The organism is Salinibaculum rarum (assembly GCF_030505615.1).
Lineage (GTDB): Archaea > Halobacteriota > Halobacteria > Halobacteriales > Haloarculaceae > Salinibaculum > Salinibaculum rarum.
Genome location: NZ_CP129992.1, coordinates 1242130 through 1269115 on the forward strand (window position 1 = coordinate 1242130; position 26986 = coordinate 1269115).

General features: G+C 63.0%; 24 protein-coding genes and 1 tRNA gene. 12 read left to right on the plus strand and 13 right to left on the minus strand.

Features of this window, described 5'->3' with window-relative positions:
• The first annotated feature begins 9 nt into the window (after positions 1–9).
• Genes QYL91_RS06740 through QYL91_RS06755 form a run of 4 tightly spaced genes read left to right on the plus strand, consistent with a single transcriptional unit; the run spans position 10 to position 3969 of the window.
• Positions 10–2037 (plus strand): ABC transporter permease, encoded by a 2028-nt coding sequence (locus QYL91_RS06740; protein ID WP_302082612.1) that lies wholly within the window; start codon positions 10–12, stop codon positions 2035–2037.
• A complete protein-coding gene (locus QYL91_RS06745) occupies positions 2030–2794 on the plus strand; it encodes an ABC transporter ATP-binding protein (RefSeq protein ID WP_302082613.1) in 765 nt (254 codons plus the stop codon). Before QYL91_RS06740 ends, QYL91_RS06745 begins: the two co-directional genes overlap by 8 nt.
• Positions 2791–3513 (plus strand): ABC transporter ATP-binding protein, encoded by a 723-nt coding sequence (locus tag QYL91_RS06750; RefSeq protein WP_302082614.1) that lies wholly within the window; start codon positions 2791–2793, stop codon positions 3511–3513. Before QYL91_RS06745 ends, QYL91_RS06750 begins: the two co-directional genes overlap by 4 nt.
• Positions 3514–3567: 54 nt before the next feature.
• A complete protein-coding gene (locus QYL91_RS06755; protein ID WP_302082615.1) occupies positions 3568–3969 on the plus strand; it encodes a universal stress protein in 402 nt (133 codons plus the stop codon).
• Between the two features lie 137 nt (positions 3970–4106).
• Here QYL91_RS06755 and QYL91_RS06760 read toward each other — a convergent pair whose 3' ends face one another.
• Positions 4107–4859, minus strand: a complete 753-nt coding sequence (locus QYL91_RS06760; RefSeq protein WP_302082616.1) for an IclR family transcriptional regulator — start codon at positions 4857–4859, stop codon at positions 4107–4109.
• Positions 4860–5747: 888 nt separating this feature from the next.
• Here QYL91_RS06760 and QYL91_RS06765 point away from each other — a divergent pair.
• The 3 genes from QYL91_RS06765 (at position 5748) to QYL91_RS06775 (ending at position 9346) form a co-directional block, all read left to right on the plus strand.
• Positions 5748–6356, plus strand: a complete 609-nt coding sequence (locus QYL91_RS06765; protein WP_302082617.1) for a GNAT family N-acetyltransferase — start codon at positions 5748–5750, stop codon at positions 6354–6356.
• 326 nt (positions 6357–6682) lie between these two features.
• Entirely contained in the window at positions 6683–7459 is a 777-nt protein-coding gene (locus tag QYL91_RS06770) for a UbiA family prenyltransferase (protein ID WP_302082618.1), read from the plus strand.
• 192 nt (positions 7460–7651) lie between these two features.
• Positions 7652–9346 carry a histidine kinase N-terminal 7TM domain-containing protein gene (locus QYL91_RS06775; RefSeq protein WP_302082619.1) on the plus strand — a complete coding sequence of 565 codons (1695 nt, stop codon included), beginning with the start codon at positions 7652–7654 and terminating at the stop codon, positions 9344–9346.
• Between the two features lie 124 nt (positions 9347–9470).
• Here QYL91_RS06775 and QYL91_RS06780 read toward each other — a convergent pair whose 3' ends face one another.
• Together QYL91_RS06780 and azf are read right to left on the minus strand one after the other, a co-directional pair.
• Entirely contained in the window at positions 9471–10427 is a 957-nt protein-coding gene (locus QYL91_RS06780) for an L-lactate dehydrogenase (RefSeq protein ID WP_302082620.1), read from the minus strand.
• 112 nt (positions 10428–10539) lie between these two features.
• Positions 10540–11310 carry an NAD-dependent glucose-6-phosphate dehydrogenase Azf gene (gene azf, locus QYL91_RS06785; protein WP_302082621.1) on the minus strand — a complete coding sequence of 257 codons (771 nt, stop codon included), beginning with the start codon at positions 11308–11310 and terminating at the stop codon, positions 10540–10542.
• 159 nt (positions 11311–11469) lie between these two features.
• On the opposite strand from azf, the gene QYL91_RS06790 reads away from it, so the two are divergent.
• From QYL91_RS06790 to QYL91_RS06800, 3 genes are all read left to right on the plus strand, one after another.
• Positions 11470–11826, plus strand: coding sequence for a dihydroneopterin aldolase family protein (locus QYL91_RS06790; protein WP_302082622.1), 357 nt, complete (start codon positions 11470–11472; stop codon positions 11824–11826).
• A 54-nt stretch (positions 11827–11880) separates the two neighbouring features.
• A complete protein-coding gene (locus tag QYL91_RS06795; protein WP_302082623.1) occupies positions 11881–12894 on the plus strand; it encodes a DUF7544 domain-containing protein in 1014 nt (337 codons plus the stop codon).
• An 84-nt stretch (positions 12895–12978) separates the two neighbouring features.
• On the plus strand, positions 12979–13422 hold the full coding sequence (locus tag QYL91_RS06800; RefSeq protein WP_302082624.1) for a DUF5790 family protein: 444 nt from the start codon (positions 12979–12981) through the stop codon (positions 13420–13422).
• Here the strand turns inward: QYL91_RS06800 and QYL91_RS06805 are convergent, their stop codons facing one another.
• On the minus strand, positions 13423–14157 hold the full coding sequence (locus QYL91_RS06805; protein WP_302082625.1) for a creatininase family protein: 735 nt from the start codon (positions 14155–14157) through the stop codon (positions 13423–13425). It abuts the gene before it with no gap.
• A 106-nt stretch (positions 14158–14263) separates the two neighbouring features.
• On the opposite strand from QYL91_RS06805, the gene QYL91_RS06810 reads away from it, so the two are divergent.
• On the plus strand, positions 14264–17173 hold the full coding sequence (locus QYL91_RS06810; protein WP_302082626.1) for a PAS domain-containing protein: 2910 nt from the start codon (positions 14264–14266) through the stop codon (positions 17171–17173).
• A 15-nt stretch (positions 17174–17188) separates the two neighbouring features.
• On the opposite strand, the gene QYL91_RS06815 is transcribed toward QYL91_RS06810, so the two are convergent.
• Both QYL91_RS06815 and QYL91_RS06820 read right to left on the minus strand, forming a co-directional pair.
• Entirely contained in the window at positions 17189–19084 is a 1896-nt protein-coding gene (locus tag QYL91_RS06815; RefSeq protein WP_302082627.1) for an ABC transporter ATP-binding protein, read from the minus strand.
• A 39-nt stretch (positions 19085–19123) separates the two neighbouring features.
• A complete protein-coding gene (locus QYL91_RS06820) occupies positions 19124–19606 on the minus strand; it encodes a DUF192 domain-containing protein (protein WP_302082628.1) in 483 nt (160 codons plus the stop codon).
• A gap of 84 nt (positions 19607–19690) precedes the next feature.
• Between QYL91_RS06820 and QYL91_RS06825 the strand changes: the two genes are divergently transcribed.
• Positions 19691–19764: transfer RNA gene (locus QYL91_RS06825), tRNA-Val, on the plus strand.
• A gap of 427 nt (positions 19765–20191) precedes the next feature.
• Here QYL91_RS06825 and QYL91_RS06830 read toward each other — a convergent pair.
• The 7 genes from QYL91_RS06830 to QYL91_RS06860 are packed head-to-tail and all read right to left on the minus strand — an operon-like array spanning position 20192 to position 26980.
• Positions 20192–21088 (minus strand): DMT family transporter, encoded by an 897-nt coding sequence (locus tag QYL91_RS06830; RefSeq protein ID WP_302082629.1) that lies wholly within the window; start codon positions 21086–21088, stop codon positions 20192–20194.
• A gap of 25 nt (positions 21089–21113) precedes the next feature.
• Complete coding sequence (locus tag QYL91_RS06835) at positions 21114–22064, minus strand: DMT family transporter (protein WP_302082630.1); 951 nt, start codon at positions 22062–22064, stop codon at positions 21114–21116.
• Between the two features lie 19 nt (positions 22065–22083).
• Positions 22084–22839: an ABC transporter ATP-binding protein gene (locus tag QYL91_RS06840; RefSeq protein ID WP_302082631.1), complete on the minus strand. Its 756-nt coding sequence runs from the start codon at positions 22837–22839 to the stop codon at positions 22084–22086.
• 2 nt (positions 22840–22841) lie between these two features.
• Positions 22842–23642 (minus strand): ABC transporter ATP-binding protein, encoded by an 801-nt coding sequence (locus QYL91_RS06845; protein WP_302082632.1) that lies wholly within the window; start codon positions 23640–23642, stop codon positions 22842–22844.
• Positions 23639–24808 (minus strand): branched-chain amino acid ABC transporter permease, encoded by a 1170-nt coding sequence (locus tag QYL91_RS06850; RefSeq protein WP_302082633.1) that lies wholly within the window; start codon positions 24806–24808, stop codon positions 23639–23641. The genes QYL91_RS06845 and QYL91_RS06850 overlap by 4 nt, the downstream gene beginning before the upstream one ends.
• Before the next feature lies 1 nt (position 24809).
• On the minus strand, positions 24810–25751 hold the full coding sequence (locus QYL91_RS06855; RefSeq protein WP_302082634.1) for a branched-chain amino acid ABC transporter permease: 942 nt from the start codon (positions 25749–25751) through the stop codon (positions 24810–24812).
• 8 nt (positions 25752–25759) lie between these two features.
• Positions 25760–26980 (minus strand): ABC transporter substrate-binding protein, encoded by a 1221-nt coding sequence (locus tag QYL91_RS06860; RefSeq protein ID WP_302082635.1) that lies wholly within the window; start codon positions 26978–26980, stop codon positions 25760–25762.
• Positions 26981–26986: the final 6 nt, after the last annotated feature.

The window sequence follows — 26986 nt, forward strand, 5'->3', positions numbered from 1 at the left end:
CCTCCCCCCATGGTAGTCGCTGACTTCATCGAACAACTGCTGAACGGAATCACGGTGGGGATGGTGTACGTCCTCTTAGCCGCCGGACTCTCAGTTATCTTCGGCGTGATGGACGTCATCAACTTCTCGCACGGGGAACTGTTCGCACTCGGGGCGTACTTCGCGTTGAGTATCGTCAACCCGCTCGGCGCTGGTGTCGGGTTCTGGGTCGCGCTCGTCGCCGCACCACTTATCGTCGGCCTCATCGGAGCGGCCATCGAGCGGACGACGATTCGGCCGCTGTACGGGCGCAACCCGCTCTATCACATCCTCCTGACGTTCGGACTGGTCCTCGTGATAAACGACCTCATCCGGCTCGTCTGGGGGACAGAACAGCAACAGCTCGGCGTGCCCGAGTATCTCAGTCAGTCGGTCGAGATACTCTCCGTGCGGCTGTCCCTGTACAACTACTTCATGATCGTCTTCGCGGCCCTGCTCGCGGCCGGCGTCTGGTACCTGCTCAACCGGACGAAATACGGGATGATAATCCGCGCCGGCTCGATGGACCGCGAGATGGTTCGGAACGTCGGCATCGACATCGACCGCTACTACACCCTCGTGTTCGGAATCGGGGCTGCGCTGGCAGCGGTCGCCGGCGTCGTGCTCGGTGGCTACCAGAACGTCAACACCGGGATGGGAAGCAGCGTCATCATCCCCGCGTTCGTCGTCGTGGTGCTCGGCGGCCTGGGGAGTTTCCGTGGCGCGGTCGTCGGCGGTCTGCTGGTCGGCGTCGTCCAGACGCTGATGCGGACCTACAACGAGGCTGTCATCGCCAACTTCGGCGACTTCACGCTCGCCCTCCCGGACGTGGAGGGACTGACCATCTACCTGCTGATGATTGGCGTGTTGCTTGTGAAACCACAGGGGCTGTTTGGAACGCGGGGTGACGAGTCGGAAGGCGGCGAAGGCGAACTCCTTGTCGGCTCGAAAGGCGCCCTGTTAGAGACCTCGACGAAAAAGCGGCTGGGTGTGGTTCTCGTCGCGCTACTGGCGATTGCACCCTTCGCCGCGCTGTTTATCGGTGAGAGTTACTACGTCATCGTGCTCAACGAGATTCTCATCTGGGCGATATTCGCGCTCAGCCTCGACATCGTGATGGGCTATGCGGGACTGGTCCCGCTGGGGCATACGATGTTCTACGGTGTGGGTGCCTACACCGCGGCGCTCATCATGCTCCACTTCACGTCGTCGGTCATCGTCGTGTTGCTCGGCGCTATCCTCCTCTGTGCGATACTCGCCTGGATTGTCGGGAGCCTCTCGATTCGCGTCTCCGGGGTCTACTTCGCGATGATTACCCTGGCGTTTGCCGAGCTCATCTACAGCGCAGTGTTCAAATTCGAGTTCACGGGCGGCAGTGACGGCCTGCTCGGATTCGAGGCGCTCATGGGCATCGGCGGTATCGGTGTCCCGCTGTCCGACATCGAGTTCCTCGTTCTCGGTTACGAACTCGACCAGCAGATCGTCTTCTACTACTTCGCGCTCGCACTCGCCGTCCTCTCGTTCCTCTTCGCTCGCCGCGTGATGAACGCGCCCTTTGGCAGCGTTATCCAGTCGATTCGCGAGAGCGAGGAGCGCGTGGAGTTTATCGGGTACGACGTCGTGAAGTACAAGCGCCGCGCGTTCGTCATCAGCGGCGGAATCGCCGGTCTCGCCGGTGGACTCCTGGCAGTGAGTCCGAGCACGTTCATCATCTCGCCGGACCAGACCCTCGCCTGGGTCCACTCCGGCGAGGTCATCGTCATCGCGTTGCTGGGTGGCATGGGCACGCTGTTTGGCCCGATGCTCGGCGCCGGTGCATTCCTCGGTGCCGAGGAGATTCTCTCGGGCTACACCGAACAGTGGCGGATGGTCATCGGGACCATCTTCATCCTGTTCGTGCTGTTCGTTCCGCGCGGACTGGTGTCGGTGCCCTCGCTGCTTGCCGCTCGCTTCGAGGACTCGGAAGAAGGTGACCCACCGCTCGGTATCGACGAATCGGAGGTGAACACCGATGACTGACCCGGTGTTGAAAACCGAGGGACTGACGAAACGATTCGGTGAACTGACCGCCGTCGACCACGTGGACCTCGAAGTCGAGAGCGGCGAGTTCCGGAGCGTCATCGGCCCGAACGGGGCCGGCAAGACCACGACCTTTAACCTCATCACCGGGGCGCTCATCCCGACGGAGGGGACTGTCACGTTCAAAGGCGAGGACATCACGACGATGGAACCCCACCATCGGGTCAGGCGCGGCCTCGGCCGCTCGTTCCAGATTACCAACGTCTTCGGCGGGCTCACCGTCCGCGAGAACGTTCGCGTCGCTGCACAGTCGGTTTACAACGACAACATCAACCCTGTGTCGGCGATGTTCCGCGACAAGGACTCCTTCGACGACATCACGGCCCACACCAACGAGGTGCTCGAACAGATTGAACTCCGCGACCGGGCCGACGAGAAAGCAGAGACGCTCGCCTACGGTGACCAGCGCCGACTCGAAATCGGGCTCGTCCTCGCGACGGACCCCGAACTCGTCATGCTCGACGAACCCACCGCGGGGATGAGCAGCGAGGAGACCCGTGCGACGATGGACCTCATCGACGATGTGCTTGCAGACCAGTCGCTGATGCTCATCGAACACGACATCGACCTCGTCATGCGGGTCTCGGACAAGATCACCGTGCTCACGCGCGGTGAAGAACTCGCGAGCGGGACGCCCGAGGAGATTGCGGAAAACGAAGCGGTTCGGGACGCGTACCTTGGAGGTGTACGAGAATGACTGACCCACTCCTGTCGCTCGAGGGCGTCGAGGCCGGCTACGGCCTGACGAAAGTGCTACAGGGTGTCACGCTCGACGTCGAGCGCGGGAGCGTCGTCTCGCTGGTCGGCCGCAACGGTGTCGGCAAGACCACGACGCTGCGCTCTATCGTCGGGAACATCACCCCATCCGGCGGCACGATTACCTTCGACGGCCACGACATCACGACGATGAGTACCGAGGAGACAATCCGGAAAGGCATCACGTTCGTTCCCGAAGAGCGACGCATCTTCTCGGAGCTGACCGTCCGGGAGAACATCGAGATGGGGAAAATCGGTGCCAGCACGACCGATGGCCCCTCCGTCGACGAGGTCCTCGATATGTTCGAGAACCTCCGGGAGCGCGAGGACAGCCACGGGTCGGTCCTCTCCGGTGGCGAACAGCAGATGCTCGCCATCGGGCGCGCGCTCATCGCCGACCCTGACCTGCTCTTGCTCGACGAGCCGACCGAGGGACTGGCTCCCTATATCGTCCGGCAAATCGAGGACATCATCGCGGACCTCAACGACCAGGGGATTACCGTGCTCGTCGTCGAACAGAACATCCCGGTTGCGCTTGGCGTCTCCGATTACTCCTACATCCTCGAGAAGGGCCACATCGTCCACGAAGGCCCCTCCGACGAGGTCCAGGAGAATCAGGAAGTGCTGGACAAGCACCTCGGTGTCGGGATGGCCGACTGAGGGGCTGTCCAGCCGAGCGATACATATTTTAGAGTCGTCTCTGAATGTGCTACCATGAAAGACGTACTCCTCGGTATCGACCAGAGCGTCGAACGCGCGGTTGCACAGGTCAACACGGTGCTGGAACTGTTCGACGTCGACAACATCCATGTGTACCTGCTACACGATTTCGTCGAGAATCCGGAAGGCGCCTCTGTCGTCCAGGTTGACTCCGTCAAGCGTGCGCAGGAACTTCTCGAAGACGCCGACATTCCGGTCGACCTCCGCGAGGGCAGCGGTGACCCCGCCGAATCGATAATCGAGACCTCTGAAGCAATCGACGCAGACGCAATCTGTATCGCTGGCCGCAAGCGCTCACCAGCCGGCAAGATGCTGTTCGGGAGCGTCTCCCAGTCGGTCATCCTGAACACCCAACGGCCGGTGCTCCTCTGTAGCCCCTCTGACGACGAGGAGTAACGCCACTCGGCGCTCTACCGTCGACTCTCTGTCCACTGGAATTGAACAGTCACCAGCGCACCGTCCGCCCATCAGTGTGGGTGTAGGTACCACAAACCAAGAAATTCGCCACTCCCGGGCTGTTCGAATTAGTAGAACTATCTGTAGGAGAGGTTGACGCGCAACTCGCCCGAAATACCTCGCACGAGGTCGGCGAGGTCACTCTCGATGCGCTCGTAGTCCAGACGGTCGGCGGGGCCGGAGATGCTGATGGCGCCGTAGACGTTGCCAGCGTTGTCCGTCAGGGGGGCACCGACCCCGGTGACGCCTTTGAGGAACTGTTCGGTGCCGTATGCGACGCCGCGTTCTTTGACATCGGCGAGTTCCGATTCGAGTTCCTCGCGACTGCGGCCGTCTGGGAGAGGGTAGTCGTAGCCATCGATGATGTCGCGGCGGCGCTGTTCGGGGAGCACCGAGAGGATGGCCATGCCGCCGGCGAGCTCGTAGAGTTCGGTGTGTTGTCCGATTCTGGAGTTGGTCCGAATCGCGCGACTGCCGAGCGATTTTGCCAGGAAAATCGCCTTGTCGTTTTCCTCGGTAATCCACCAGACTTTCTCGTTTGTCTCGTCTGCAATTTCGTCCAGTTTGGGCACGACCTCGTCGTACATGTCCTGCATCTCCCGGACCTCCATGCCAACGTCGAGGAATCGAAGACTCAACTGGTACTTCTGTGCCTCGTCCTGGACGACGTAGCCGCGGTCTTTGAGCGTCGATAGGTGAACGTGAACCGTACTCTTTGGCATGTCGACTGCCTCTGCGAGTTCAGTCACACCTGCGGTCCGCTGCGCTTTCAGCGCCTCGATGATGTCCAGCACGCGTTCGTCGGAACCGACCGTTCCCTTTGATGCCATATGGTACCATTAGGGTCTATCCTGATAAATTTGTTCACTGATGTCGAATCAGGTGTATGAGACTTTCTTAGGTCCGCTGGTGACAATTTCAATCAAAACACATCTCACAAAGCGGTTGAAATAATGGCTACTATTCCGGCTTAGCGAACTCGACCGATCGGTCAGAATCGCTATCTACGGGTGGGTTGGTATCTCAACCCAGGATACTAGTTCGAATTATTCGAATTATCAATCCCCCACCAGTCACTACCGAATCGGGCGGTATCCCACCAAAGAAGTGGCAATACAGGCCCCGACGCTCGTGTGGCGTTTGCTCTGTCGATACTCTGGAGGCAATTACCGCCTATCTTTGTTTGATAATGATGAACATCAAAGCGGGACAGCCCATGTTCACTGCTGTATCAGAGAATAACACTCATATTCTTGTAATGGTTAGGGACTACATCTCTGAACTATTCATATCAGAAATATAGATAGATACAAGACTATCCAGAAAATAAACTAAATTTTGATAGGGTCGGTTTATCATGAATGCTGTTGAAGCATTTGAGACTCTCTATCAAGTCATATCGTAACAGTCTTCGGCTCAGAATCGAATTTATAACCAGAAAAAATTATATCTAATATCTCTTACTATATTTATTCCGGGTCTATTTGAAATACTGAGTTTAAATCGGCTAAAATCTAATAAACAATTCTTCTAGAGGGGTTAATCGAAGTATAAATGTGGAATCTAAGTTGAAACGCACGGATTATATAGTAATCACGCTCTATATTCGACCGTCCGACCTCAGACCATATCACTCGCCGCTTACTATATAAACCCCGCATATAGACTGCCGAAGTGTCATACCCGTTCCGCCCCTTCGTTGTACTAGGTTGAACACAATGGGAACGAAATCAGACGTCGGCGCAAGTCAGCAGGGGCTGACCTGGGACCACACCGACTGTGCGGGGACGGTGGGGTGTCCAGCACGCTGTCCGCGATTCGTCGACAAGGAAGGCACGCCGATCTGTATCACGCCGGGTGGAGAAGAGGAAGCCGACGCTCTCGTCGACTTCTACGACGAATATCCGTCCCGGGACCGGTCGATGTCGCTCCCACCGCTGACGAGGCCACAGATCGAGTCCTGGGTCGACCGAATCATCGACCGCGGCAAGAGCATCCTCGCGTACCACGACGGCGAACTCGTGGGCCACGTGGCATACCTGCCCGCCGACAAGGACGAGCCCGAACTCATCGTCTTCGTCGCCAGCGAGTATCAGAACCGCGGCCTCGGGACCGAACTCTGCCGACAGGCGATGGCACACGCGGCCGAGGACGACCACACCGCGCTCACGCTCCACGTCGACGTCGATAACCAGCGCGCCCTCGCAGTGTACCAGTCGCTCGGATTCGTCGAGGTCGACAGAAAGGACAAGCGCATCGAGATGCGGCTTGCCCTCGACGACGAAACGGTCGACGAGGTCCAGGCCCCGCCGGCGGCGCGTCTCTAGTTCCCTTCCTGCCCGGCTAGAACGTTCCCTGTGTTTTTCGTTCCGCTCAGAACTGCCCGCAGTTGCGACCCAAGTAAAACGATTGTGGGGGTTTAAATTTCAGTGTACTGGTACTACTGCCCACGGGTGCGGTAGACACTCGCTCCCGTGGATGGCAGTACATGACAGAAAAACACAAAACACACTCCGGTGAGAATCGACTATCCACTAATCCGACGCACAGTTCCACAGCGTGGCTTCCGGTATCTTTGCGCCACTACTGGAAGCTATTCACGTATAGCTCGCTGTACATAACTGTCAGCGCAGTCGTTCAGGTCGGCATTGCGATGGTGTTGCTCGGCGTCCCTCTCAATCTCGCGCCGCTCGTCGTGGGGCTGGTCACGTTTTCCGTGTACACGAACGATAGACTGGCCGACTCCGAGACAGACGCGTTCTCCGACCCGGAGAAGGCGGCGTTCATAGGGGAACACGCCCACATTTTGCGTCCGCTCGCGGACGCCGCGTACGGCCTTGCAGTGATGGTCGCAGTCACGGGCGGGCCCTACGCGTTCTCCCTGACGTTGCTCCCGGGTGCGTTCTGGGTCTTCTATGCCTCAGACTGGTTCGACAGTCTCGGTGCGTCCCTCTCTCGGCTGAAGAAGGTGCTGGTACTCAACACCACTATCGTCGCGCTCGCGTGGGCAGTCGTGCTGACATTTCTCCCACTTGCCTTCACGACGGGCCGGCTAACTGGCGGCGTCGCACTCGTGTTCGCGTACTTTTTCCTTCGTGTGTTCAACGTCGTCGAGATGTCGAACATCCTCACCGTCGACGGGGACAGTCGGATTGGCGTCGACACCATCCCGGTCGTCTTCGGGCTTTCCGGGGCGCGGCGGGCCCTCTATCTCGTGAACGCTCTCGCCGTCGGCGTCGCCACGGCGACGCTGGCTACCGGATACGTGCCAGTGCAGGTTGGCCTCCCGCTGGTCGCTGGGACAGGCTACTCGCTTGCTGTCACCGCGTGTCTCGGCCGGTGGGCAAGCGCCAGTGCGCTCACACAGGTCGCGGAGGCAGAGAATTTCTTGACTTACTTTGCCTTGCTCGCAATCCCGTTCGTGACCTGAGACGGTACCTTCCCTCTGGGGCTGTCTCCCCTACTCCCCCTTTCCGGGTCGATGGTGGACTGCTTGCGGGGCCAAACGGGTAATCCGAAGCCGTGAGCAGCGACTGGAGGGGGTATTCGTCCCATACATTTACTTAGTTACCGTGGTTAATAACAGGAGACTGTGTGGGAAATTCGCATACTCGTGCCGGTGATGTTAGCCACTATCGCTGTCGGGTTTACGGCGATGCTGGTGGCCTGGCGGCAGCGAGCACAGCCGGGTGCCGTCCCACTCGTTGCCCTCTTTCTCGGGGCGTGTTACTGGGTGATTTGCTCTCTTTTCCGACTGCAAGCGACGGGTATCCAGGAGAAGATACTGTGGAACGAACTCGCCTGGCTCGGCGTGATGCTGATTCCGCTGGCGTGGCTGTTGTTCGCGATGGAGTACACCGGGCGCGACCGGTTCATCCAGGCGGAGTATCTGGCTGCCCTCGCTCTTGTCCCCGGTATCACGATTGTACTCGCTCTGACGAGTCAGTCTCACTCGCTGCTGTACAGCAACTCCGAAGTCATCACGTTCCAGGGCCAGCAGTTCCTCAACCGGATTCCCGGCCCGTGGTTCTGGGTCGCGATGGGATACACGTACCTCCTCGGGATGCTCGGTTCGATTCCCATTCTGGAACTCGTCTTGAGCGATGCGGCCACGTTCAAAGGACAGAGTGGTGTGCTCCTTGCTGGGACGCTGGCGCCGTGGTTGAGCAACGTCCTCTTTATCGCCGGCATACTCTCCATTCCGGCTTTCGACCCCACTCCAATCGCGTTCTCGATTTCCGGCGTGTTCTACCTCGCAGCCGTCACCCAGTACCAGCTGTTCGAGACCAACCCGTCGGCCAGTCAGCACGCCCAGCGGCTCTTTATCGACCAGCTACAGGAGGGCGCACTCGTCGTCGACAGCAACGGCTTCATCGTCGATGCAAACGAGAGCGCGACAGACATTCTCGGCATCGACAGCCGCCAGGCCCTCGGACAGAAGGCGGCGGCGCTCATCGACCAGTACGACGTCTTCGAAAACAGCAAGAATTCCTCCGAACGCACGACGATAGCGGGCGCCGATACGACCGGACTGTACGATATCACGCACACCGAGATTACGGACAGTCGCGGGAGAGCCGTGGGCAGCATCTTCACGCTGCACGACGTGAGCGATTACGTCCGGAACCAGCAGCGCCACAAGGTCCTGAACCGACTCTTGCGACACAACATCCGGACGAAGACGAACCTCATCATCAGCCACGCGGAACTGCTCGCCGCAGACTCCGAGGCGGGTGACATCTCGCTGGTCAAAGACAGCGCATACCAGATCGAGGACACCGCGGAGAAGGCAAGAGAAATCGTCGACATCTTCGAACAGAGCAGACACCCCGACACCCTGGTCGCGCTGTCGTCGCTGGTAACGGACTGTCGCAGTCAGGTCGAACACGACCATCCCGACGCCGACATCCGGGTTGACGACCTCCCCGAGGACGTCTACGTCCCGTCCGTGCTGGAAGCGGCGTACCTCAACGTCATCGAGAACGCCGTCGTTCACACCGACGACCCCGAGCCGACGGTCCGGGTTCGGACCGAACGCGGTGAGGAACGCGTCTCGGTCGTCGTCGCCGACAACGGCCCCGGTATCGACGACTACGAACAGTCAGTCATCGAACGCGGGACGGAAGACGGGCTCAGTCACAGCAGCGGACTGGGGCTGTGGCTGGTCAAGTGGGCCGCCGAAATCGCGGACGGAACGATCGAGTTTGCCCCCAACTCCCCGTCCGGGACTGTCGTCACCATCACGACGCCGGCGTACGACAGCCCAGCGCCGACCGCTGCCACCGACGAACGACTCCTCGCGGATAGTCACTGGTAGCACCGACCGGCTGACTCGAAACCGTCCGCCGGGGCCGAAACTCGGCCGCGATTGTCGCTGGTGACTCGTTTGTCGTCCGCTTATCCGGGGCGTTGCCGAGATTCCCGAACGCCTTCGAGCGCCGCTAGATGTCGAGCTGGTCGATTTTCTCGCGCAAGACGGCCGCAGAGTTTGTGAGCCGTTCGTGCTCTTCCTCGGAGAGGTCGAATTCGAGGATATTGCGGACGCCGCGGCGGTTGACCACGCACAGCAGACTGAGATAGATGTCATCGATGCCGTGGTGGCCCTGCATCAGCGTCGAGACGGTCATGATGGTGTCTTCGTCGCGGATGAGCGCGTCGATGATGTCCACGGTCGCCATTCCGATGGCGTAGTAGGTCGCGCCCTTCTTCTCGATAATCTCGTATGCCGCGCCGCGGACCAGTTCTGTCAATTCTGCTTTGGTCTCGTCGTCGTGTGGCCGGGCCGTGAGTTCACAGTACTCGTCGAAGGGGATACCTGCCAGGTGGGCCGTACTCCACAGCGGCACCTCGCTGTCGCCGTGCTCGCCGATGACGTAGGCGTTGACATTCTCCGCGGCGATGTCACAGTGCTCGCTGAGGACTTGCTGGAAGCGGGCGGTGTCCAGGGTTGTCCCCGCGCCGATGACCCGCTCGTACGGGAGGTCAGACACTCTCCAGGTGACGTAGGCAAGGACATCTACTGGATTGGTCACAACCAGTAGCACCGTCTCGGATGCGATGCCGTCGGTAATCTTCGGGACCATGTCCTTGAATATCTCGACGTTCCGCTCCAGCAGTTCCAGACGGGTCTCGCCGGGTTTCTGCCGTGCGCCGGCCGTGATGATGACCACGTCGGCGTCCCAGCAGTCCTCGTAGTCGCCGACGTAGATGTCGACGGGCTTGACAAACCCCTCCCCGTGGCTGAGGTCCATCGCCTCGCCCCTGGCTTTCTCCGGGTCGATGTCGATTAGTGCGATTTCCGAGACGGTCCCGCTGTTCATCAGCGCGAACGCCGTCGTCGCGCCGACGTCCCCCGTCCCGACAATCGCCACTTTCCCTTTGACGCGTCCAGTAGACATGTTGATTGGTAATACCTGTCACGATGATTAAAACCACGGTCGCGGCCAGATAAGGTCGAACTGCGGGAACCGAGGCGCGAAAATCTAGCTACTCCGAGTTCCTCTACCGCTCTTAATTGCCGCCAGCCACTCTCTCGTCGCCGTCCCACTCCGCGGAGTTGTCCATCGGTTCGTAGCCAAGCGCCTCTTTGGCGCGCTCTAAGGAGTAGTACTTCCGGTCGTTGTCGGAGATGCCGTAGACGATTTCGTAGTCGTAGTCGGCCTCGAGCGTACGCTGGTGGATGTGTGCACAGTCACGCGGCGAGAGCCACATCGCCTGCCCGCGCTCGTAGTCGATGGGCGGGTGGTCCTCGTTGAGGTTGCCGATACGGACGTTACAGACCGAGATGTCGTGTTCGTCGTGGTAGTAACGACCGATAACCTCGCCGGTGGCTTTCGAGATGCCGTACTTGTTGCCCGGGCGGGGGAGTTCCGTGCCGTCGAGGCGGTCGGTGTCGTGGACGCGGTACATTTCGGGGGTCCGCTCCTCCGTCTCGAAGGCACCGACAGCGTGGTTCGAGGAGGCGTAGACCACCTTCTCAATGCCTTCGTCGACGGCGACCTCGTAGACCGTGTGGGTGCCGTCGATGTTGTTCTGCAGGACGCTCTTCCAGGGGGCGCTCGGTCGGGGGTCGCCGGCGAGGTGGATAATCGCGCCGACACCCTCCGCAGCGGGTGCCACGTCGTCGTAGTCCTGGACTTCGCCGGTCCAGTAGGGGAACTCGGGTTCCTCTTCGGGTTCGCTGTGGAACATGAGCCGCCAGTCGTACTCCTCGCGAAGTCCCTCGAGAATAACCTGTCCGACGTGGCCCCCGGCGCCCGTCAGCAGGACAGGGTCGTTCATTCGATTCAATGCAGGCGCAGGGCCGGTAAGTAGCATACGGTTTGTAGCGCGCATCGCTCATGATAGTCGATGTTGAACGTCGTGTCCGCCAAACCGGGTACCCCGCTGTCGCGTGTCTCCTTTCACAATCTACTATAGCCGCGGGGCCTTGCACTACCCATGTCCGATACTCGCCCGACCGACCGCGAGACGGCCTGCTTCGAAGCCGGCATCAAGTTCGGCTCGCTGTATCACCAGTTTGCCGGCACACCGGTCAGCCCCGGCAGTGCCGACTCGCTTGCCACTGCGATGGAAGCGGCAATCGAGAACCAGCCCCACTGCGACGAGGTGGTCGTCGACGTTCACGAGGACCGCCTCCGCGAGGAACTCGCCGACGGCCCGGCCGACTACACGGAACTGACCGGGAAGTTCGTCGACGTGGACATCTATATCGACTACGAGGGAATCTTCGTCCACGCACATATGCGCATGACCGAGGGGTATCCGCTGATGGACGTCGTCGAGGTCCGCGAGTAGTCTCTGCCACGGACCCTGGCAGGATTTATCGGGGCTTCCGGCGAACCTTCGGGTATGGGATACGCTGCCCTGTCCTGTCTCGGTGACGCGCTCGATGCGACCGAGGAGTTCCTCCGCCCCGTCGACCGGGGGCTGTGGCTTCGCCTCGCTGTCGTCGTCTTCTTCCTCTCTGGGGGAAGCGGCGTCGGGTCGCTCCCGAACCTCTCCTGGCAGTTCCCCGCTGGCGGGTTCGGTGAGATGCCGGGGACTGTCCCGGCCGGCGGACTGCCGGTGGCACAGTTCGACGAGTTCCTCCCGCTCGTCGTCGGTATCGCGGCCGCCTTCGCACTCGCCGGACTCCTGTTTACCATGGCCGGCGCAGTCATGGAGTTCGTCCTCGTCGACGCGTTGCGGCGGGAGTCGGTGTCGGTGCGGGCGATGTTTCGCGAACACCTCCGGAAAGGCCTCGCGCTGTTTGGCTTCTATCTCGTGGTGGCGCTGGTGACTGCCGGCCCGGTCGCAGGACTGGGTGTACTGTTCGTCCTCCCGGCACTCGATGCGGGCGGGGCGGCCCTGGCTGTCGGCGTTCTCGTCACCGGACTCGCTGCACTCGTGGGTGGTCTGTTGGGCGCGCTCGCGTACGTCTTCACCGTGGCCTTCGTCGTGCCGACGATGCTGGCCGAAGACCGGGGGCTCCGCTCGGCGTGGGGGCGCTTCTGGGCTGTTCTCTGGGACAACCCCGGTGAGTTTCTGGTCTACCTGGGAATCCGCGTCGCCCTGCTGATAGCCGTCGGCATCGTCGCCGGTGTCGTCGTCGGCATCGCCGGGGCCGTGCTGGTGATTCCGTTCGGGATTGTGGCCGGTGTCGTCTTTCTCGCCGGCGGGGCGACGCTGTCGACCGTGACTGTTCTCGTGCTCGGAGTTGTCGCTGTCCTGTATGTCCTGGTACTGCTCGCGGTGGTCGCACTCGTGCAAGTGCCGCTGAAGACGTTCACGCGGTACTACGAACTGCTCGTCCTCGGCGACATAGACCCGGAGCTCGACCTCGTGAGCGAGCGCCGCGAGGCTCTACGGTCGGGGTCGCTGTAACCGTCCGGGAGCGTCGATTAGGCGCCTGATTTCACTTTCACTTTCAGGCGGGTATTTAACCATCCGGCCGGCCAACCCAGACGTATGAGCCAATCGACACTCGACGACGACGAACTGTTCGGCGAGGCCGCCTCGGAGATGCGCGCGGACGTGGAAGACTCGCTCGATGCAGCCCGCGCGTCCCTGCCGTCGGCCGACGACATCTGGGACGTGGACGCGGACAACACACTGGGTGCGCTGAACACACTCAGTTCCGCACTCGACATCGGCGACGCCGAAGACCACCTCCGTGACGCGAAAAAGTGGTACACCATGGGCGAGCGCGCCGACGCCTTCGAGGACGCCGACGACCTCGCCGAGGCAATCGAGGACGTCGAAGCCCTCGTCGAAGACATCGAAGCCGCCGGCGAGCAGGTCAGTGACCTGACGAGCACGATTCCGCAACTCCGCGGTGCACTCGAAGACGCCACGGAGGGCGACGCCGACCCCGAGACCGACGCCGACGGCAGTACCGAAGCCGAAGCGTAGTCAGTCCTCGCGGGCCGGCCACTCGCGCCCGCCAACTGCGGTCAGCAACTCTCTCAGCCGCTCGCTCGCGGCCGTCAACAACTCCTCTCCTACTTCTGCGCTACTCTCGCCGGGGTCGCCGACGGTCCCGTTCGCGGAGAACTCGGCAGTATCGTAGGCCAGATTCGTCCCCGACTGCCACTCGCCCCACGAGTCCGTGCCGTCTTCGGCGGCGGCCTCGAACTGTGACTCGTCGACGAGTTCCGGGTGGATATGCCGGAGGAGGCTGGTCTCGACGGGTCCGCCGTGTCCCATCTCGACGTCCTCGGGGTCGACGGCGTCGAACCAGGTGAAGGGGACGGCGTAGGCGGTCCCGTCGCGGGTGAGCCGGGCACACAGCTCCCGGAGGGGTGCGACGTTGCCGCCGTGGCCGTTGACGACGACTACACGATTCCAGCCGTGGCTGGCCAGGCTCTCGATTGTCTCGCGGACGTACGCCCGGAACGTGTCTTCGCTGACCCACAGCGTGCCCGCGAAGTGACGGTGTTCCTCGGCGACACCGACCGGAATCGGCGGGGCGAGAACGACGTCTTCGTCGTGGCCGTCGGCGCCGGCCTCGGCGACGGCCTCGGCAGTGAGGACGTCGGTCCCGAGCGGGGCGTGTGGACCGTGCTGTTCGGTGCTACCGACGGGGAGGACGGCCAGGGTGGCGTCGCTCGCGTCGGCGTCGGGCCACGCAGTCTCGCTCAGGTGCATACGCTCGGTACCAGTTCCCGGAAGATGAAAGTCCCGCCTCCGTTCGAATCTCACAGCTGGTAATCGTGGCACTATTTTCAAGTACGTGACCCACGGAAAGGGAGTGATGACGGATGCTGACTCTGCCCTGTCGACGGCAGTGACAGTCACAGTGTTCTATGGCCCGTCGGTCAGTGACCGCCGTGACGAGCTGGCCGCTGGTCTCGATTCTCTCTCTGATATCTCTGTGGCCGCACTCGAGCCACTCGCTGCGCTCGAGGCGGCCGACGACGACAGTCCGGCGCTGGTCGTCAGCGACAGTCGGCCGGCGACGCTTCCCGACCGGTCGATTGTCTGGGCGACGACCGACCCCGCGGTCGCGACTGCCGTCGCCGACGACGCTACGGTCGTCAACTGGGGACTCGACGACGACTGGGCGATGCTGGCCGCACGCCTGACCGCGGCGCTTCCCGACGGGGGCACTGCCAGTCGGACTCACTCGCGACACGCTGCGGCGAGTGCACTCAAGCGGGTCGGTGACGCGGTGCTGGCACTGGATACGGAGTTTCGGCTCACGTACCTGAACGACGCCGCGGCGGAGTTTCTGGATGTCTCGCCGGCAGACGTCCGTGGCGACAGCGTCTGGGAGTACCTTCCCGACCCGGTCGTTGCGGACCTGCGACCCCACGTCGAGCGGTCGCTGTCGGCAGGTGAGCAGGTGACCGTCCCGCTGGAACTCGACGACCAGACGACGCTTCTGGAGGTCACCGCGTATCCGGGCCCGGACGGCGTGACCCTGCGCAGTCAGGCCCACGACGACAGTTCGACGCCCTCGCTGTACGAGTATCTCGTCGAGACAGTCGGCGACGCAGTGTACATCCTCGACAGCGAGGGACGGTTCGTCTTCGTCAACGACGCGCTGTGTGAGATGACCGGCTACGAACGCGACGAACTGCTCGGCTCCTCGGTTCACATCATCAAGGACGACGAGACGGTCGAGCGGGCCGAAGCCGCTCTCCGGGACCTGCTGAAAGGGCGCGGCGGCGGTGCGTCGACGCCTGCCGGCATCGACATCGCCAAACTCGACGTCGAACTGGTCCGCAAGGACGGCACGCGCGTTCCCTGTACCGACCGGATGACACTCCGCCCGCTGGAGGACGGCGACTTCACCGGGACTGTCGGGACGTTGCGCGACGTCAGCCGGCAGCACCGGCGGATGGACATCCTCAACGGCCTCGTCGAGCGGTCCCGCGCGATGATGACCGCCTCGGGGACTGAAGCCGTCACCGAGGTGGTCGTCTCGACGGCCGTCGACGTGTTCGGTCTCGACCTCGTTGCGCTCCGGAAGTACGACCCCGACGTCGACGGTCTCGTGCCGGTCGCCACCTCTGACTCACTCGAAGAGACACTGGGTGACCGCCCCGTCTACGACGTCGGCGAAGGGCCGGCGGGCACCGCGTTTCAGGAGGGCGAACTCGTGGTCCGGGAAGACCTCTCGGCCAACCCGGACGCGAGTGTCACCGGCGTCGACCACGGGGTGTATCTCCCGATTGGCGACCGGTACGTCCTGAGCCTCGGCCAGCGCAGTGACGACGGGTTCGACAGTATCACGCTCGGGTTGCTCGAAGTGTTCGGTGAGACCGCCGCCGCGGCAATCGACCGCGTCGACCGCGAAGAGCACCTCCAGCAGTACGAGGCCATCGTCGAGGCCGCCGAGGACATGCTGTTTACCGTCGACGACGACGGCCGGTTTACGCTCGTGACGCGACCGTTTGCCGCGATGCTCGGTACCGCCCGCGAGGAACTGGTCGGACGACCGATTGCGGACTTTCTCCCCGACGAGGCCGCTGCCGAGGCGCTCTCGGCCGAGTCGCGGTACGTCTTGGAGACGGAACTGCACGGTGATGCGGGCACTATCCCCTGCCGGCTCACCCTTGCGCCCTTCGAGAGTCCCTTCGGGACCGGGCTGGTCGGGACTGTCCGGGACATCTCGCAGCTAAAGTCCGCCCAGCGGGAGGCCTCGCGCCAGCGACAGCGCTTTGTCGAACTGTTTGAGACGCTGTCGGACCCCGTCGCCGACGTGAGCTACCGTGACGGTGTCGCGAGACTGGAGAACATCAACGCCGCCTTTGCCGACCTGTGCGAGCGCGACGCCGAGACGCTCCAGCGCGGGACCTTCGCCGCGGCACGCGATGCCATGCCCGACGAACTCGCGGCCGCGCTGGACCCCGTCGAGTCGCCGCCTCCCTCGCTCGATACCACGGTACGGACACAGACGCCAGCGGGTGAACGGCAGTACCTGGTCCGGACCGCGCCCTACGAGAGCGGGGGGACCGACCGTGCTTTCGTCCTCCTGACTGACGTGACGGAACTCAGCCGCCGCGGGACGCAACTAAAGGTCCTTCACCGACTCCTGCGGCACAACCTCCGCAACGAGACGGCACTCATCAAAGGCCACGCGGAGCAACTTCGGCGGCTGTCCCTCCCGGCGGAGGCCGACAGCCACATCGAGAAGATTCTCGACGCCAGTGACGAACTCGTCAGTGCGTCCGAGACCTCACAGACCGTTCAGCAGGTTCTCGGATTCGACGCCGACGACATCGACCCTGTCCCGGCCACCCAGGCGCTCGAGCAGCTCCAGGCCGACATCACCGGGTCGCTGACTGCACCCGACACCGACGTGACCGTGACTGCCGATACCGACCGTCCCGTCCCGTTCAGTCAGTACCTGCTCATTGCGCTCCGGGAACTCGTCGCAAACGCAATCGAACACGACCCCGCCTCGGAGGTCGTCGTCCGGGCGACTGCCGACCAGGCCGGGATTCACATTCAGGTCAGCGACGACGGCGAGGGGCTGCCGGAGCAACAGTGGGACCTGCTGACCGGCGACCGTGAGATTACGCAACTCCAGCACGGCGACGGACTGGGGCTGTGGCTGGTCAAGTGGGTGACGAACCGCCACGGCGGCCAGCTCCGACTGCCCGAGGCCGGAGCGGACGGCACGACGATTGCGCTCGTCTTTCCGACCCCGCGGTAAGTCACTGCGGCGGGTTCAGTCGTCGGCGTCGGTCTGTGCCCGGCGGCGGGCCGCACGTTCGACAAACTCCGGCGGCAGGTCGTCGATTTCGCCCGCCTGGACCGCCCAGAGATTCGCGTAGAGGCCGTCCTCGTCGAGCAGGTCCTCGTGGGTGCCACGTTCGACGACCCGGCCGTCGTCGAGGACAATAATCCGGTCTGCATCTTTGATAGTCGAGAGCCGGTGGGCGATGACCAGCGTCGTCCGGTCTTCTGTCAGGCGGTCCAGCGAGCGCTGGATGAGCATCTCCGTCTCCGTGTCCACGTCCGAGGTCGCCTCGTCGAGGACGAGAATCTCCGGGTCTTTGAGGATGGCACGGGCGATGGCGACACGCTGGCGTTGCCCGCCGGAGAGTTTGACGCCGCGTTCGCCGACCATCGTGTCGTAGCCGTCGGGCAGGTTCCGGACGAACTCGTCGGCCTCGGCGGCCTTCGCGGCCGCGCGGATGTCCTCGTCGGTGGCACCGGGGCTGCCATAGGCGATGTTGTCCCGGACTGTGCCATAGAAGAGGAACGTCTCCTGGCTGACATAGCCCATCTGCCGCCGGAGGCTGGGCACGGTCACCTCCCGCACGTCGGTGCCGTCGACCCGCACTGCGCCCCCGTCGACGTCGTAGAGGCGAAGGAGGAGTTTGACAGCGGTCGATTTGCCAGCGCCGGTCGGCCCGACGAGTGCGACGGTGTCGCCGCCGTCGACCTCGAAGGCCACGTCTTCGACGATGGGGTCGTCGTCGTAGCCGAAGGTCACGTCGTCGTACTCGACGTCACCGTCGGTGACAGTCAGCGGCTGTGCGCCGTCGCGCTGGCCGATGCGGTCGGGCGTGTCCATCAGCCCGAAGACGCGCTCGGCGGAGGCGTAGGCGCGCTGGTACATGTTGATAATCTGTCCGAATTGCGCCATCGGCCAGATGAACCGCTGGGTGTAGAGGATGAAGGCGACGAACTGCCCCTCGGTGACGCGGCCCTCGAACACCCAGAAGCCGCCGACGACGAACGTGATGACGAAGCCAAGGCCCGCGACGAGACGGAGTCCCGGGAAAAAGGTGATGCGGGTGCGGATGGCGTCCCAGTTGGCGTCGTAGTAGTCTTCGGAGACGTCTTCGACGCGTTCGGACTCGTAGGATTCGGTGTTGCTGGTCTTGATGACCTGGATGCCACCGAGGTTGTTCTCCAGCCGGGAGTTCAGCGACCCGACAGAGGAGCGGACCTCGGCGTACTTGGGCTGGATAATCTCGATGAACTTCTTCGTGAAGACTGCGATGATAGGCACCGGCAGGAGCGCGACCAGGGCGAGTTGCCAGTTTAGCGAAAAGAGGATGACCGCGATACCGAGCACCATGATGACCAGCCGGGAGACGGAGTTCATGCCGTCGTTCAGGAACTTCTCCAGTCGGTTGACGTCGTTCGAGAGGACGGACATCAGTTCGCCGGTCTGCTTGTCGGCGAAATAATCCATGTTGAGCCGCTGCATCTTGTCGTAGGTGTCCGTCCGAATCTCGTGTTGGACGCCCTGCGCAAAGCGGTTCCACCCCCAGTTTCGGGTGTAGTGAAACACCGCCGCGAGCAGGAACGAGGCGGCGATGATGCCGCCGGTGAGCCACAGTTGGCCGGTGTCAGTCGCGGGCAGCCACGAGGAGGGGACGAGCCACAGCGAGAAGGCCGCCTCGCCCTGGAAGACGGCGTCGATGGCGACGGCGAGCAAGAGCGGGGGGAGGAGGTCGAGGACGCGTGCGAAGATACTGCTCAGGAGGCCGACGACGAAGTAGAACCGGCGGCCGTCACTGTACTCGGTGAAGAGCCGGTACATCGGCCGGTCGACAGCCTCGCGCTCGTCCTCGAACGCGTCGGAATCGGGACCTGCGTCGATATTCACGGTCGAATCAAGGGACGCATCTGCAAAAGTTCGTCGGGGTCAGGCCACGCTGTCGGGAATCACGACGCGGTCGCCGGTGGTGACGCCGTTCCGGTTGGCCCAGCCGCGATTCACTTCGAGGACGTACTTCCCGCGGGCCTCGTAGGGGGCGTTCTCGCTGTCGACGCTCGCGTGGAAGATTTCGACGACGGTGCCGTCGGCATCGACGAAGATGATGTCGAGCGGGAACGACATGCCCCGCATGACGTAGCTGTGCTGTCCCTCCTCGTCGTGGACGAACAGCATGCCGTCGTCGGGAGCGAGCGAGTCGGTCTCGCTGAGGCCGGTGTAGCGTTTCGCGCCGGTGTCGGCGATGCGAACCGCGACCGTTCCGAGTTCGGTCCCGTTCTCGTCGGTGACGGTGACCGTCGTCTCGTTGTACGGGCCGGGGTCACCGACGAGGAGACCGGGGAAGAGGACGACGACACCGGCGAGCGCGACGAGCGCGACCGCGAGCGCGGCGACAGCCCGGCGGGTGTTCATGCAGGTGTGTACGTGTTAGTGGGGGTAAGGGTTCCGTCCGAGAGAGAAAGCGTTATTCCGACGGGTAGGCATCTTTCGAGTGAAGGGTTCGTGGTCTAGTTGGTTATGACGCGGCCTTTACAAGGCCGAGGCCGGCGGTTCGAAACCGCCCGAACCCACTTCTGACGCCGACTGCGACGAACGAATGTGAGGAGCCAGCGGCGTCTGTGTGGGCAAGCGGGTTCGAAGCAGGGAACGGGAGGCGAGCGAACAGCGTGAGCGAGCGGGAGTGACCGAGGTTCGAAACCGCCCGAACCCATGCATTCTGCGAGGAACGGACGTGACGAGCGAATGGGTCGTGGTTTCGCGCCCAGAGGACGAGTGAAGCGAAGTCCTCGTGGTTCGAAACCGCCCGAACCCACTTCTGACGCCGACTGCGACGAACGAATGTGAGGAGCCAGCGGCGTCTGTGCGGGCAAGCGGGTTCGAAGCAGGGAACGGGAGGCGAGCGAACAGCGTGAGCGAGCGGGAGTGACCGAGGTTCGAAACCGCCCGAACCCACTCACGGAATGGGCGCAGAGTCGGCGCACGATGGCGACGCGGTCGTCACCGGCCGGTCGCCGTCACCGCGATGCCGGTGAGCACGATGCCCCCACCGACCACGGTAAACGCAGTCGGCGTCTCGGACAGCAAGAGCAGTGCGAGGACAGAGGCGCCCACGGATTCAGCGAGCAGCGAGACAGAGACGACGCTGGACTGCAGATGCGCGAGCGCCCAGTTGACAAGTGTATGGCCGAGCAGGCCGGGACCGACCGCGAGCCCGGCAAAGAGGAGCCACTCGCGGGGCGGGTAGCCGGTCAGGGGAGACCCCTGTGCGAGCACGATGCCGAGCAACACGACTGTACAGACGCTGTAGACGATAACGACGTAGGGGACCAGGGAGACGCGCTGGCGGAGCGACCGGCCCGCGAGCACGTAGCCAGCGGCCATCACCGCACCCAGTACAGCGAGTGCGTTGCCCAAAAGGGGGTTCCGTCCGACGAGCACGCCGGTGAGCAGGTCACCAAGCGCCATCGTCGCCATCCCGGCAATCGCAATCACGATGCCACCGGCGATACGGATGCCCGGTCGCTCATCGAGCAGGAGCCAGGCGCCAAGCGCGACGAACAGCGGCTGTGACTGGACCAGCGTGACGCTCGCTGCGACGCTTGTCCACGCGAGACTCTCGAACCACGCGGCGAAATGCACCGCGAGCGCGACGCCTGCGAGGCTCGCAAACAGCAGGTCGCGACGGCCGATGCGGGCAAACTCCGTTCGATAGCGCCAGAGAGCGAGTGGGACAAGCGGGAGTGTGGTAAACAGAACACGGTAGAAGGCGGCGACGGTCGATGGGGCGTCGCTGAGGCGGACGAGAATGGCCCCGGTGCTGACGGCGGCGATGGCGACGGCGAGTCCGACGCCGGGGGGCAACTCGTCATCGAGGGCAGCGAGTATCCCAATCATCCGGTCCGTCCTTCAATCTGGTTCACTATCGTAGTTCACCCTCGTCGCGGCGGTGGTGTCTCTTCTGGTTCGTCTCGTCGGCGCGTTCGTGACCGACGACCCAGACGCCGACGCCGATGGTGAGGCTCCCGGCGACGAACCACGCGCCGACCTGTTCGCCGAGCAACGCCGCTGCGAGTGCCGTCCCGACGACAGGCTGGATGAAATAGAAGACGGCGACGGTCCCGGCGGAGACGAACTCGAGGCCCTTGTACCAGAGATACCACGCCGCGGCCGTCGACCCGAACCCGAGATACGCGATGGCGAGCAGCGACGGCGGCCCGAGCGGGATACTCGCGACGCCGCGACCCAGATACTGAAGCTCCGCGACCGCCAGCACGCCGAGCATCGGCGTCGCGGCGAGAGACGAGTAGGTGGCTGCGGTGAGCGCCGAGTACCGCCGGACGACCGACACGCCCCAGACGGTGTAGCCGGCCCACGCGAAACTCGCTACGACCAGCAAGAAGACGCCGGCGGCGTTGCCGGCCGCGATGGCCCCGAGGTCGTACTGTCCGGCGAGTACGACTGCGGTGCCGATGGCCGCGAGCGTGATGCCTGCTGCCTTCGCGCGTGTCACGCGCTCGCCGCGGACGGAAGCACCGAGGAGGACGACGAAGATCGGCGTCAGGACCGTCAACAGCGACCCCTGACTCGCGTTGGTGAGTTCGGTGCCCAGAAACTGCGTCACGATGGTGACGGTCACCCAGCCACCCAGGCCGAGGAGGGCGGGCCAGTCATCGCGGCTCGGCCGTGTCGCCCCAGCACCGCCGACGAGGCGAAGCCAGAGCCACAGTGCGCCTGCACCGAGCCCGACCCGGAAGAACCCGAGTGTGATAGGCGGCACGAGCGCGAAACTCCACTTGCTGACGACGAACATCCCGCCCCAGAGGGAAGCGGCCGCGAGCGGCCCGAGGGCGAACGCGTACTCCCGTCTCACAGGTGGCACTGAGTGACGTTCATCCGCCGAGGTAGAGTTTCGATACCTCGTCGTTGTCGAGCAGCGAGTCGGCCTCGCCGCCGAACCGGACGGTCCCCTGGTCGAGGACGTAGCCGCGGTCGGAGATACCCAGTCCTTCGGTGGCGTTCTGTTCGACCATCAGGATAGCCGTATCGAGGTCGTTGACTGCCTCGACGTGGCCGAAGACGTCCTGTGCGGTATTGGGTGCCAGCCCCGCCGACGGCTCGTCGATGAGCAACACGTCGGGCTCCATCACGAGCGCGCGAGCGAAGGCGAGCACCTGCCGCTGGCCGCCCGAGAGGGTGCTGGCCTTCGCGGCCCGTTTCTCGTCGAGCAGGGGGAACCGCTCGTAGAGGTCGTCCAGGACGGATTCGAGGCCGCTCTTACGGGTTGCCCCACCCATACGAAGGTTCTCTTCGATGCTGAGTGAGCCAAAGACGTTGTTGGTCTGGGGAACGTAGCCGATACCCTCCCGGACAATGTCCTCGGGTGCCATCCCGCCGATGTTTTTCCCGTGGTAGGTGACGGTTCCCTCCCACGGTGTTAGCATGCCAAACACCGTCTTGAGCACGGTCGATTTCCCCGCGCCATTCGGTCCGATGAGACAGACGATTTCCTCGGCGTCGAGGTGGAGCGAACAGTCGTCGAGCACCTGCACCTCGCCGTAGCCGCTGTCGACGCCGTTCAGTTCGACGACGTGGTCGGCCGCCTCGGAATCCGGGTCCGTCTGCGCAGTAGTGTTGTTTGCTGTCATGATTATCCGAGGTACGCATCGATAACGCGGTCGTCACTCTGGACTTCGTCCGGGCGACCCTCCATCAAGACGTGTCCCTGGTCGAGGACGATGACCGGGTCGGCCAGACTCATCACGAACTCCATGTCGTGTTCGATGAGCAGGAAGGTCGTCCCCTGCTCGTTGAGTCGCCGAATCTGTTCGGCTAACTTCTTCCTGAGGGTGGGATTCACCCCGGCGGCTGGCTCGTCGAGCAGGAGTATCTCCGGGTCGGACAGCATCGCTCGGGCCAGTTCGACCAGTTTCATCTGACCGCCCGATATCTTGGTCGCGGGCTGGGTGGCCAAGTGGTCGATTTCGAACTCCTCGAGGATGCGGTTGACGTCCTCCAAGTTTTTCGACTCTGCCTCACCGACCGACCCCGGCGAGGTAAACAGCTTCAGGAACGATTCGCCGGGCTGGTTGCGCGGTCCGACGAGCATCGCTTCCCTGACTGTCATCCCCTCCGCTTTACGCGGTGTCTGGAAGGTCCGAATCAGGCCGTGGTCGGCTATCTCGTAGGGTTCCAGTCCGGTGACATCGGTTCCGTTGACCTCGACACGGCCCTCGTCGGGCTCGTAGAACCCCGAGATGAGGTTGAACAGCGTCGACTTCCCCGCCCCATTCGGACCGATGAGGCCGGTGATAGTGCCACGTTCGACCTCGAAGGTCGCGTTGTCGGTCGCGACGAGGGCGCCGAATTTCTTCACCAGGTCGTCGACGCGCAACACGACGTCGTCTTTGGACATCGTTGCCGTCTGCGTTTCGGTAGTTTGCTCGCTCATTCTTCACCTGCTTTCGTTTCTCGAACCCCGGAGTCCGGTTGCTGGGGCGTTTCGTCGACGGTCCCGGGCCAGATAAGTTCCCGCTGTGGGGGCAACACACCCTGTGGACGGAACCGCATCAGTAGCACGATGATGACGCCGATGAGCAGCAGTCGCAGCGGCGCTGCTTCGAAGGGGATGAACCCGAACCCGTTGAGAAAGCGCGTCCCCTCCCGGATAGCGACGATGACGACGCCGCCAAAGACCGCGCCGCGGTTGGAGCCACTGCCGCCCAGGATGACCGCGACCCAGACGTAGAACGTCGTGATGGGGTCGAGGTCACCGGGGCTGACATAGAGGTTCAGGTGGGCGTAGAAGACGCCCGCCAGCGCCATGATGAGACTCCCGAGGACGAACGCCTGCATCTTGAAGGCGTACGTGTTCTTGCCCAGCGCGCGGGCGAGGTCCTCGTCGGAACGGATGGTCCGGAGGATACGGCCCCACGGTGACCGGTGGGCACGCCGCAAGACCAGATAGCTCGCGCCGACAAACGCCAACACGAGCCCGACGTTCAACAGGGCCTGCCAGAACGGCGTGTTGAGCACCATGGCGCCGGGGCCGGAACCGAAGACGAGCGTCGGCATCGTCTCGGGAAGTGTCTCCAGGACCGGCCAGCCCTCGAAGAACCCCGGGATGCCACGGACGCCGGCACTGCCGTTCGTCCACGAGTCCTGGTTGAGGACGATGAGGCGGACGACCTCAGCCAGGCCAATCGAGGCGATGGCGAGGTAGTCGGCCCGGAGCCGGAGCGTCGGGATGCCGATAAACAGCGCCAGGAGCGCTGCAAGCACCAGTGCAGCCAGAAGGCCAACGACCGGAGCGAGGCCGCCGGCAACCGGCGAACTGCTCGCGCTCGTGAGTGCGGTCCCGTAGGCACCGATGCCGAAGAATGCGGCGACGCTGAAGTTGATGAGTCCGGAAAAGCCCCACTGGGAGTTCAGTCCGAGCGAGAGCAGCGAGTACATCCCCGCGAGGCCGACGAGATAGAGGAAGTACGTCGGTGCGAGCCCGCCGGTGAGCAGGCTACCGAGAAGCAACAGCGCGAAGATGACGACAGCAGCGCTGACGGCCTTCTCGGCGATGGTGAAGCTATCCCAGTACCCTTTGGGGTCGTTGACGAGCGACATCTCAACTCGCCTCCCCCGCGATACCGTTCGGTCGGAACAGCAACACGATCACCATGATGAGGAAGGCGATCGCGTTGGCGTATTCGATGCCGATGGGGATTCCCCAGGCGTCGGGGACCAGCGGCAGCAATGCACCCAGTTCGGACAACAGCGGCGTCAGCTGATTTATCATGCCTATGAGGAAGCCGCCGAGCATCGCGCCGTAGACAGACCCAATGCCGCCGAGGATGACAGCGGCGAAGATGAGCAAGAGGAGATTAAAGCCCATCCGGGGTGTGAGCTGGCTGTACAGCCCCAGGAACGCACCACCGGCGCCCGCGAGACCGGCGCCGATGACCCAGGTCCACAGTTTGATTCGGTCGGTCCGAATCCCGCTGATGCGTGCGAGGTCCGGGTTATCGGCCATCGCGCGCATCTTCCGGCCGAGGTCGCTGTACTGCAAGAGGACGTGCAGGCCAGTGACCAGCACGACCGCAGAGACGAAGATTGCCACGTCGTGTTGGGTGACACGGATGCCGTAGGGCACCAGCGCATCGATTGGCCGGAGTGACTGAATGCCGTACCGGGTGGACTGAGCCCCGAAGCCGATCTGGACGAGCGCGCGGTAGATGAATGCCAGCCCGATGGAGGCGATGAGCAGCCCGATGGAGTCCAAATCCATCCCATCATAGACGAATTTCTCGGTGATGACTGCGACGAGCGCGGCCGTTGCTATTCCGGCGACTAACGCGACAAAAAATCCAAACGGTAACCCGAGGACGCTCCCACCGAGGCTACCGACCACACCGAAGGTGACCAGCGACGTGTAGGCGCCGATGGTCATCGTATCGCCGTGGGCGAAGTTCGCGAAGTTCGCGATGCTGTACACCAGCGACAGGCCGATACTGCCGAGCACGATAATGCTGCTAAACACAAGCCCGCTGGCGAATTGGTCGAGTACCATCGCTCAGACTACGACCGGATGAAACCGACACCCTCGTAGCTGTGGTCCTGGACTTCAAGCACCTGCAGGAACCCGACCGGGTCCCCGTTCTCGTCGAAGTCGATGGGACCGCTGACGCCCTGGTAGTCCACGTCGCTGGGGCCACCGCCGTCCGAGAGGATTTCACTGGCCGCCTCGAAGGAGGTGACCTGTTCGCCCTCGGGTCGGGTCACATCGCGGACCACATCGCCCAGCGCCGCCCCGGTAAAGGAGTCCGCGGCCTGGATGGCCAGCGCCGCGTTGATGACACAATCGTAGGCGTAGGCCGCCCACGAGGTCGGGGTCTGACCGTATTCGCTCTCGAACGTCGAGGCGAAGTCCTGGTAGTTCTCTTCCTCGACGGGTGCGGAGGGGACGACGATTTTCATGCCTTCCATGCTCCCGTCGGGGGTGTTTTCGAGGACGTTCTGGCCCGACACCGAGTCGGCGCCGTACAGCATCGCCTCGTACCCACTGGAGTATATCTCGTTGACCATCGAGGCGAACTCTGCCTGGTAGGTGATAAAGAGCCAGGCGTCCGCGTCGGAACTGTTCATCTCGGAGATGACCGAGGCGTAGGACTGCTGTTCCTGGTCGTGGGAGTTGTTGTAGGCGATCGAGCCGTCCCAGGAGTTGACGAACGCCTCGGCCAGGCTCTCCCCGTAGTTGTTGTTCACGTAGGTGAGTGCCACGTCGTCGTAGCCGTCCTCGGCGATGAGGTCGGCGAGCGCGACTGCCTGGGTCCGGCCCGTCGGTGACATCCGGAGGAGTCCGGGGAACTCAGTCAGTCCGAGTCCCGTCGAGTTCTGGCTCAGCTGGACCACGTCGGTACCCTGGATGACGCTCTCGTAGATGGCGAGCGAGACGCCGGAGCCGACGGCGCCGATGAGGAACGGGACGCCGTCCTGGTTGACGAGCTTCTGGGCGGCGGAGATGCCGCCCTGGTTCTCGCTCCCGGAGTCCTCGACGGTGACCTGCAACTCGCTGCCGTCGATACCGACATCGTTGACCGCCGACAGGGCGAGGTCTTTCCCGCGCTGGTTTCGCTCGCCGAAGGCCGACAGCGAGCCCGTCTGAGCGTCGACCATTCCGATGTTGTACGACTCGTTGCTGGAAGAACCGCTACATCCGGCCAGGCCGGCGATACCGACACCGCCGGTTAGCTTCAGCATCGATCGTCGGTCGAGCGATACCGTGGTAGTTTCACGCATTGGTAG

Coding starts and splice junctions, on each gene's coding strand:
- QYL91_RS06830 (WP_302082629.1), bottom strand. CDS start 21,088: ATGATTGGGATACTCGCTGCCCTCGATGACGAGTTGCCCCCCGGCGTC.
- QYL91_RS06765 (WP_302082617.1), top strand. CDS start 5,748: ATGGGAACGAAATCAGACGTCGGCGCAAGTCAGCAGGGGCTGACCTGG.
- QYL91_RS06745 (WP_302082613.1), top strand. CDS start 2,030: ATGACTGACCCGGTGTTGAAAACCGAGGGACTGACGAAACGATTCGGT.
- QYL91_RS06780 (WP_302082620.1), bottom strand. CDS start 10,427: ATGTCTACTGGACGCGTCAAAGGGAAAGTGGCGATTGTCGGGACGGGG.
- QYL91_RS06850 (WP_302082633.1), bottom strand. CDS start 24,808: ATGTCGCTCGTCAACGACCCCAAAGGGTACTGGGATAGCTTCACCATC.
- QYL91_RS06750 (WP_302082614.1), top strand. CDS start 2,791: ATGACTGACCCACTCCTGTCGCTCGAGGGCGTCGAGGCCGGCTACGGC.
- QYL91_RS06800 (WP_302082624.1), top strand. CDS start 12,979: ATGAGCCAATCGACACTCGACGACGACGAACTGTTCGGCGAGGCCGCC.
- QYL91_RS06760 (WP_302082616.1), bottom strand. CDS start 4,859: ATGGCATCAAAGGGAACGGTCGGTTCCGACGAACGCGTGCTGGACATC.
- QYL91_RS06810 (WP_302082626.1), top strand. CDS start 14,264: ATGACGGATGCTGACTCTGCCCTGTCGACGGCAGTGACAGTCACAGTG.
- QYL91_RS06805 (WP_302082625.1), bottom strand. CDS start 14,157: ATGCACCTGAGCGAGACTGCGTGGCCCGACGCCGACGCGAGCGACGCC.
- azf (WP_302082621.1), bottom strand. CDS start 11,310: ATGAACGACCCTGTCCTGCTGACGGGCGCCGGGGGCCACGTCGGACAG.
- QYL91_RS06740 (WP_302082612.1), top strand. CDS start 10: ATGGTAGTCGCTGACTTCATCGAACAACTGCTGAACGGAATCACGGTG.
- QYL91_RS06775 (WP_302082619.1), top strand. CDS start 7,652: ATGTTAGCCACTATCGCTGTCGGGTTTACGGCGATGCTGGTGGCCTGG.
- QYL91_RS06770 (WP_302082618.1), top strand. CDS start 6,683: ATGGTGTTGCTCGGCGTCCCTCTCAATCTCGCGCCGCTCGTCGTGGGG.
- QYL91_RS06845 (WP_302082632.1), bottom strand. CDS start 23,642: ATGAGCGAGCAAACTACCGAAACGCAGACGGCAACGATGTCCAAAGAC.
- QYL91_RS06860 (WP_302082635.1), bottom strand. CDS start 26,980: ATGCGTGAAACTACCACGGTATCGCTCGACCGACGATCGATGCTGAAG.
- QYL91_RS06820 (WP_302082628.1), bottom strand. CDS start 19,606: ATGAACACCCGCCGGGCTGTCGCCGCGCTCGCGGTCGCGCTCGTCGCG.
- QYL91_RS06855 (WP_302082634.1), bottom strand. CDS start 25,751: ATGGTACTCGACCAATTCGCCAGCGGGCTTGTGTTTAGCAGCATTATC.
- QYL91_RS06755 (WP_302082615.1), top strand. CDS start 3,568: ATGAAAGACGTACTCCTCGGTATCGACCAGAGCGTCGAACGCGCGGTT.
- QYL91_RS06795 (WP_302082623.1), top strand. CDS start 11,881: ATGGGATACGCTGCCCTGTCCTGTCTCGGTGACGCGCTCGATGCGACC.
- QYL91_RS06790 (WP_302082622.1), top strand. CDS start 11,470: ATGTCCGATACTCGCCCGACCGACCGCGAGACGGCCTGCTTCGAAGCC.
- QYL91_RS06840 (WP_302082631.1), bottom strand. CDS start 22,839: ATGACAGCAAACAACACTACTGCGCAGACGGACCCGGATTCCGAGGCG.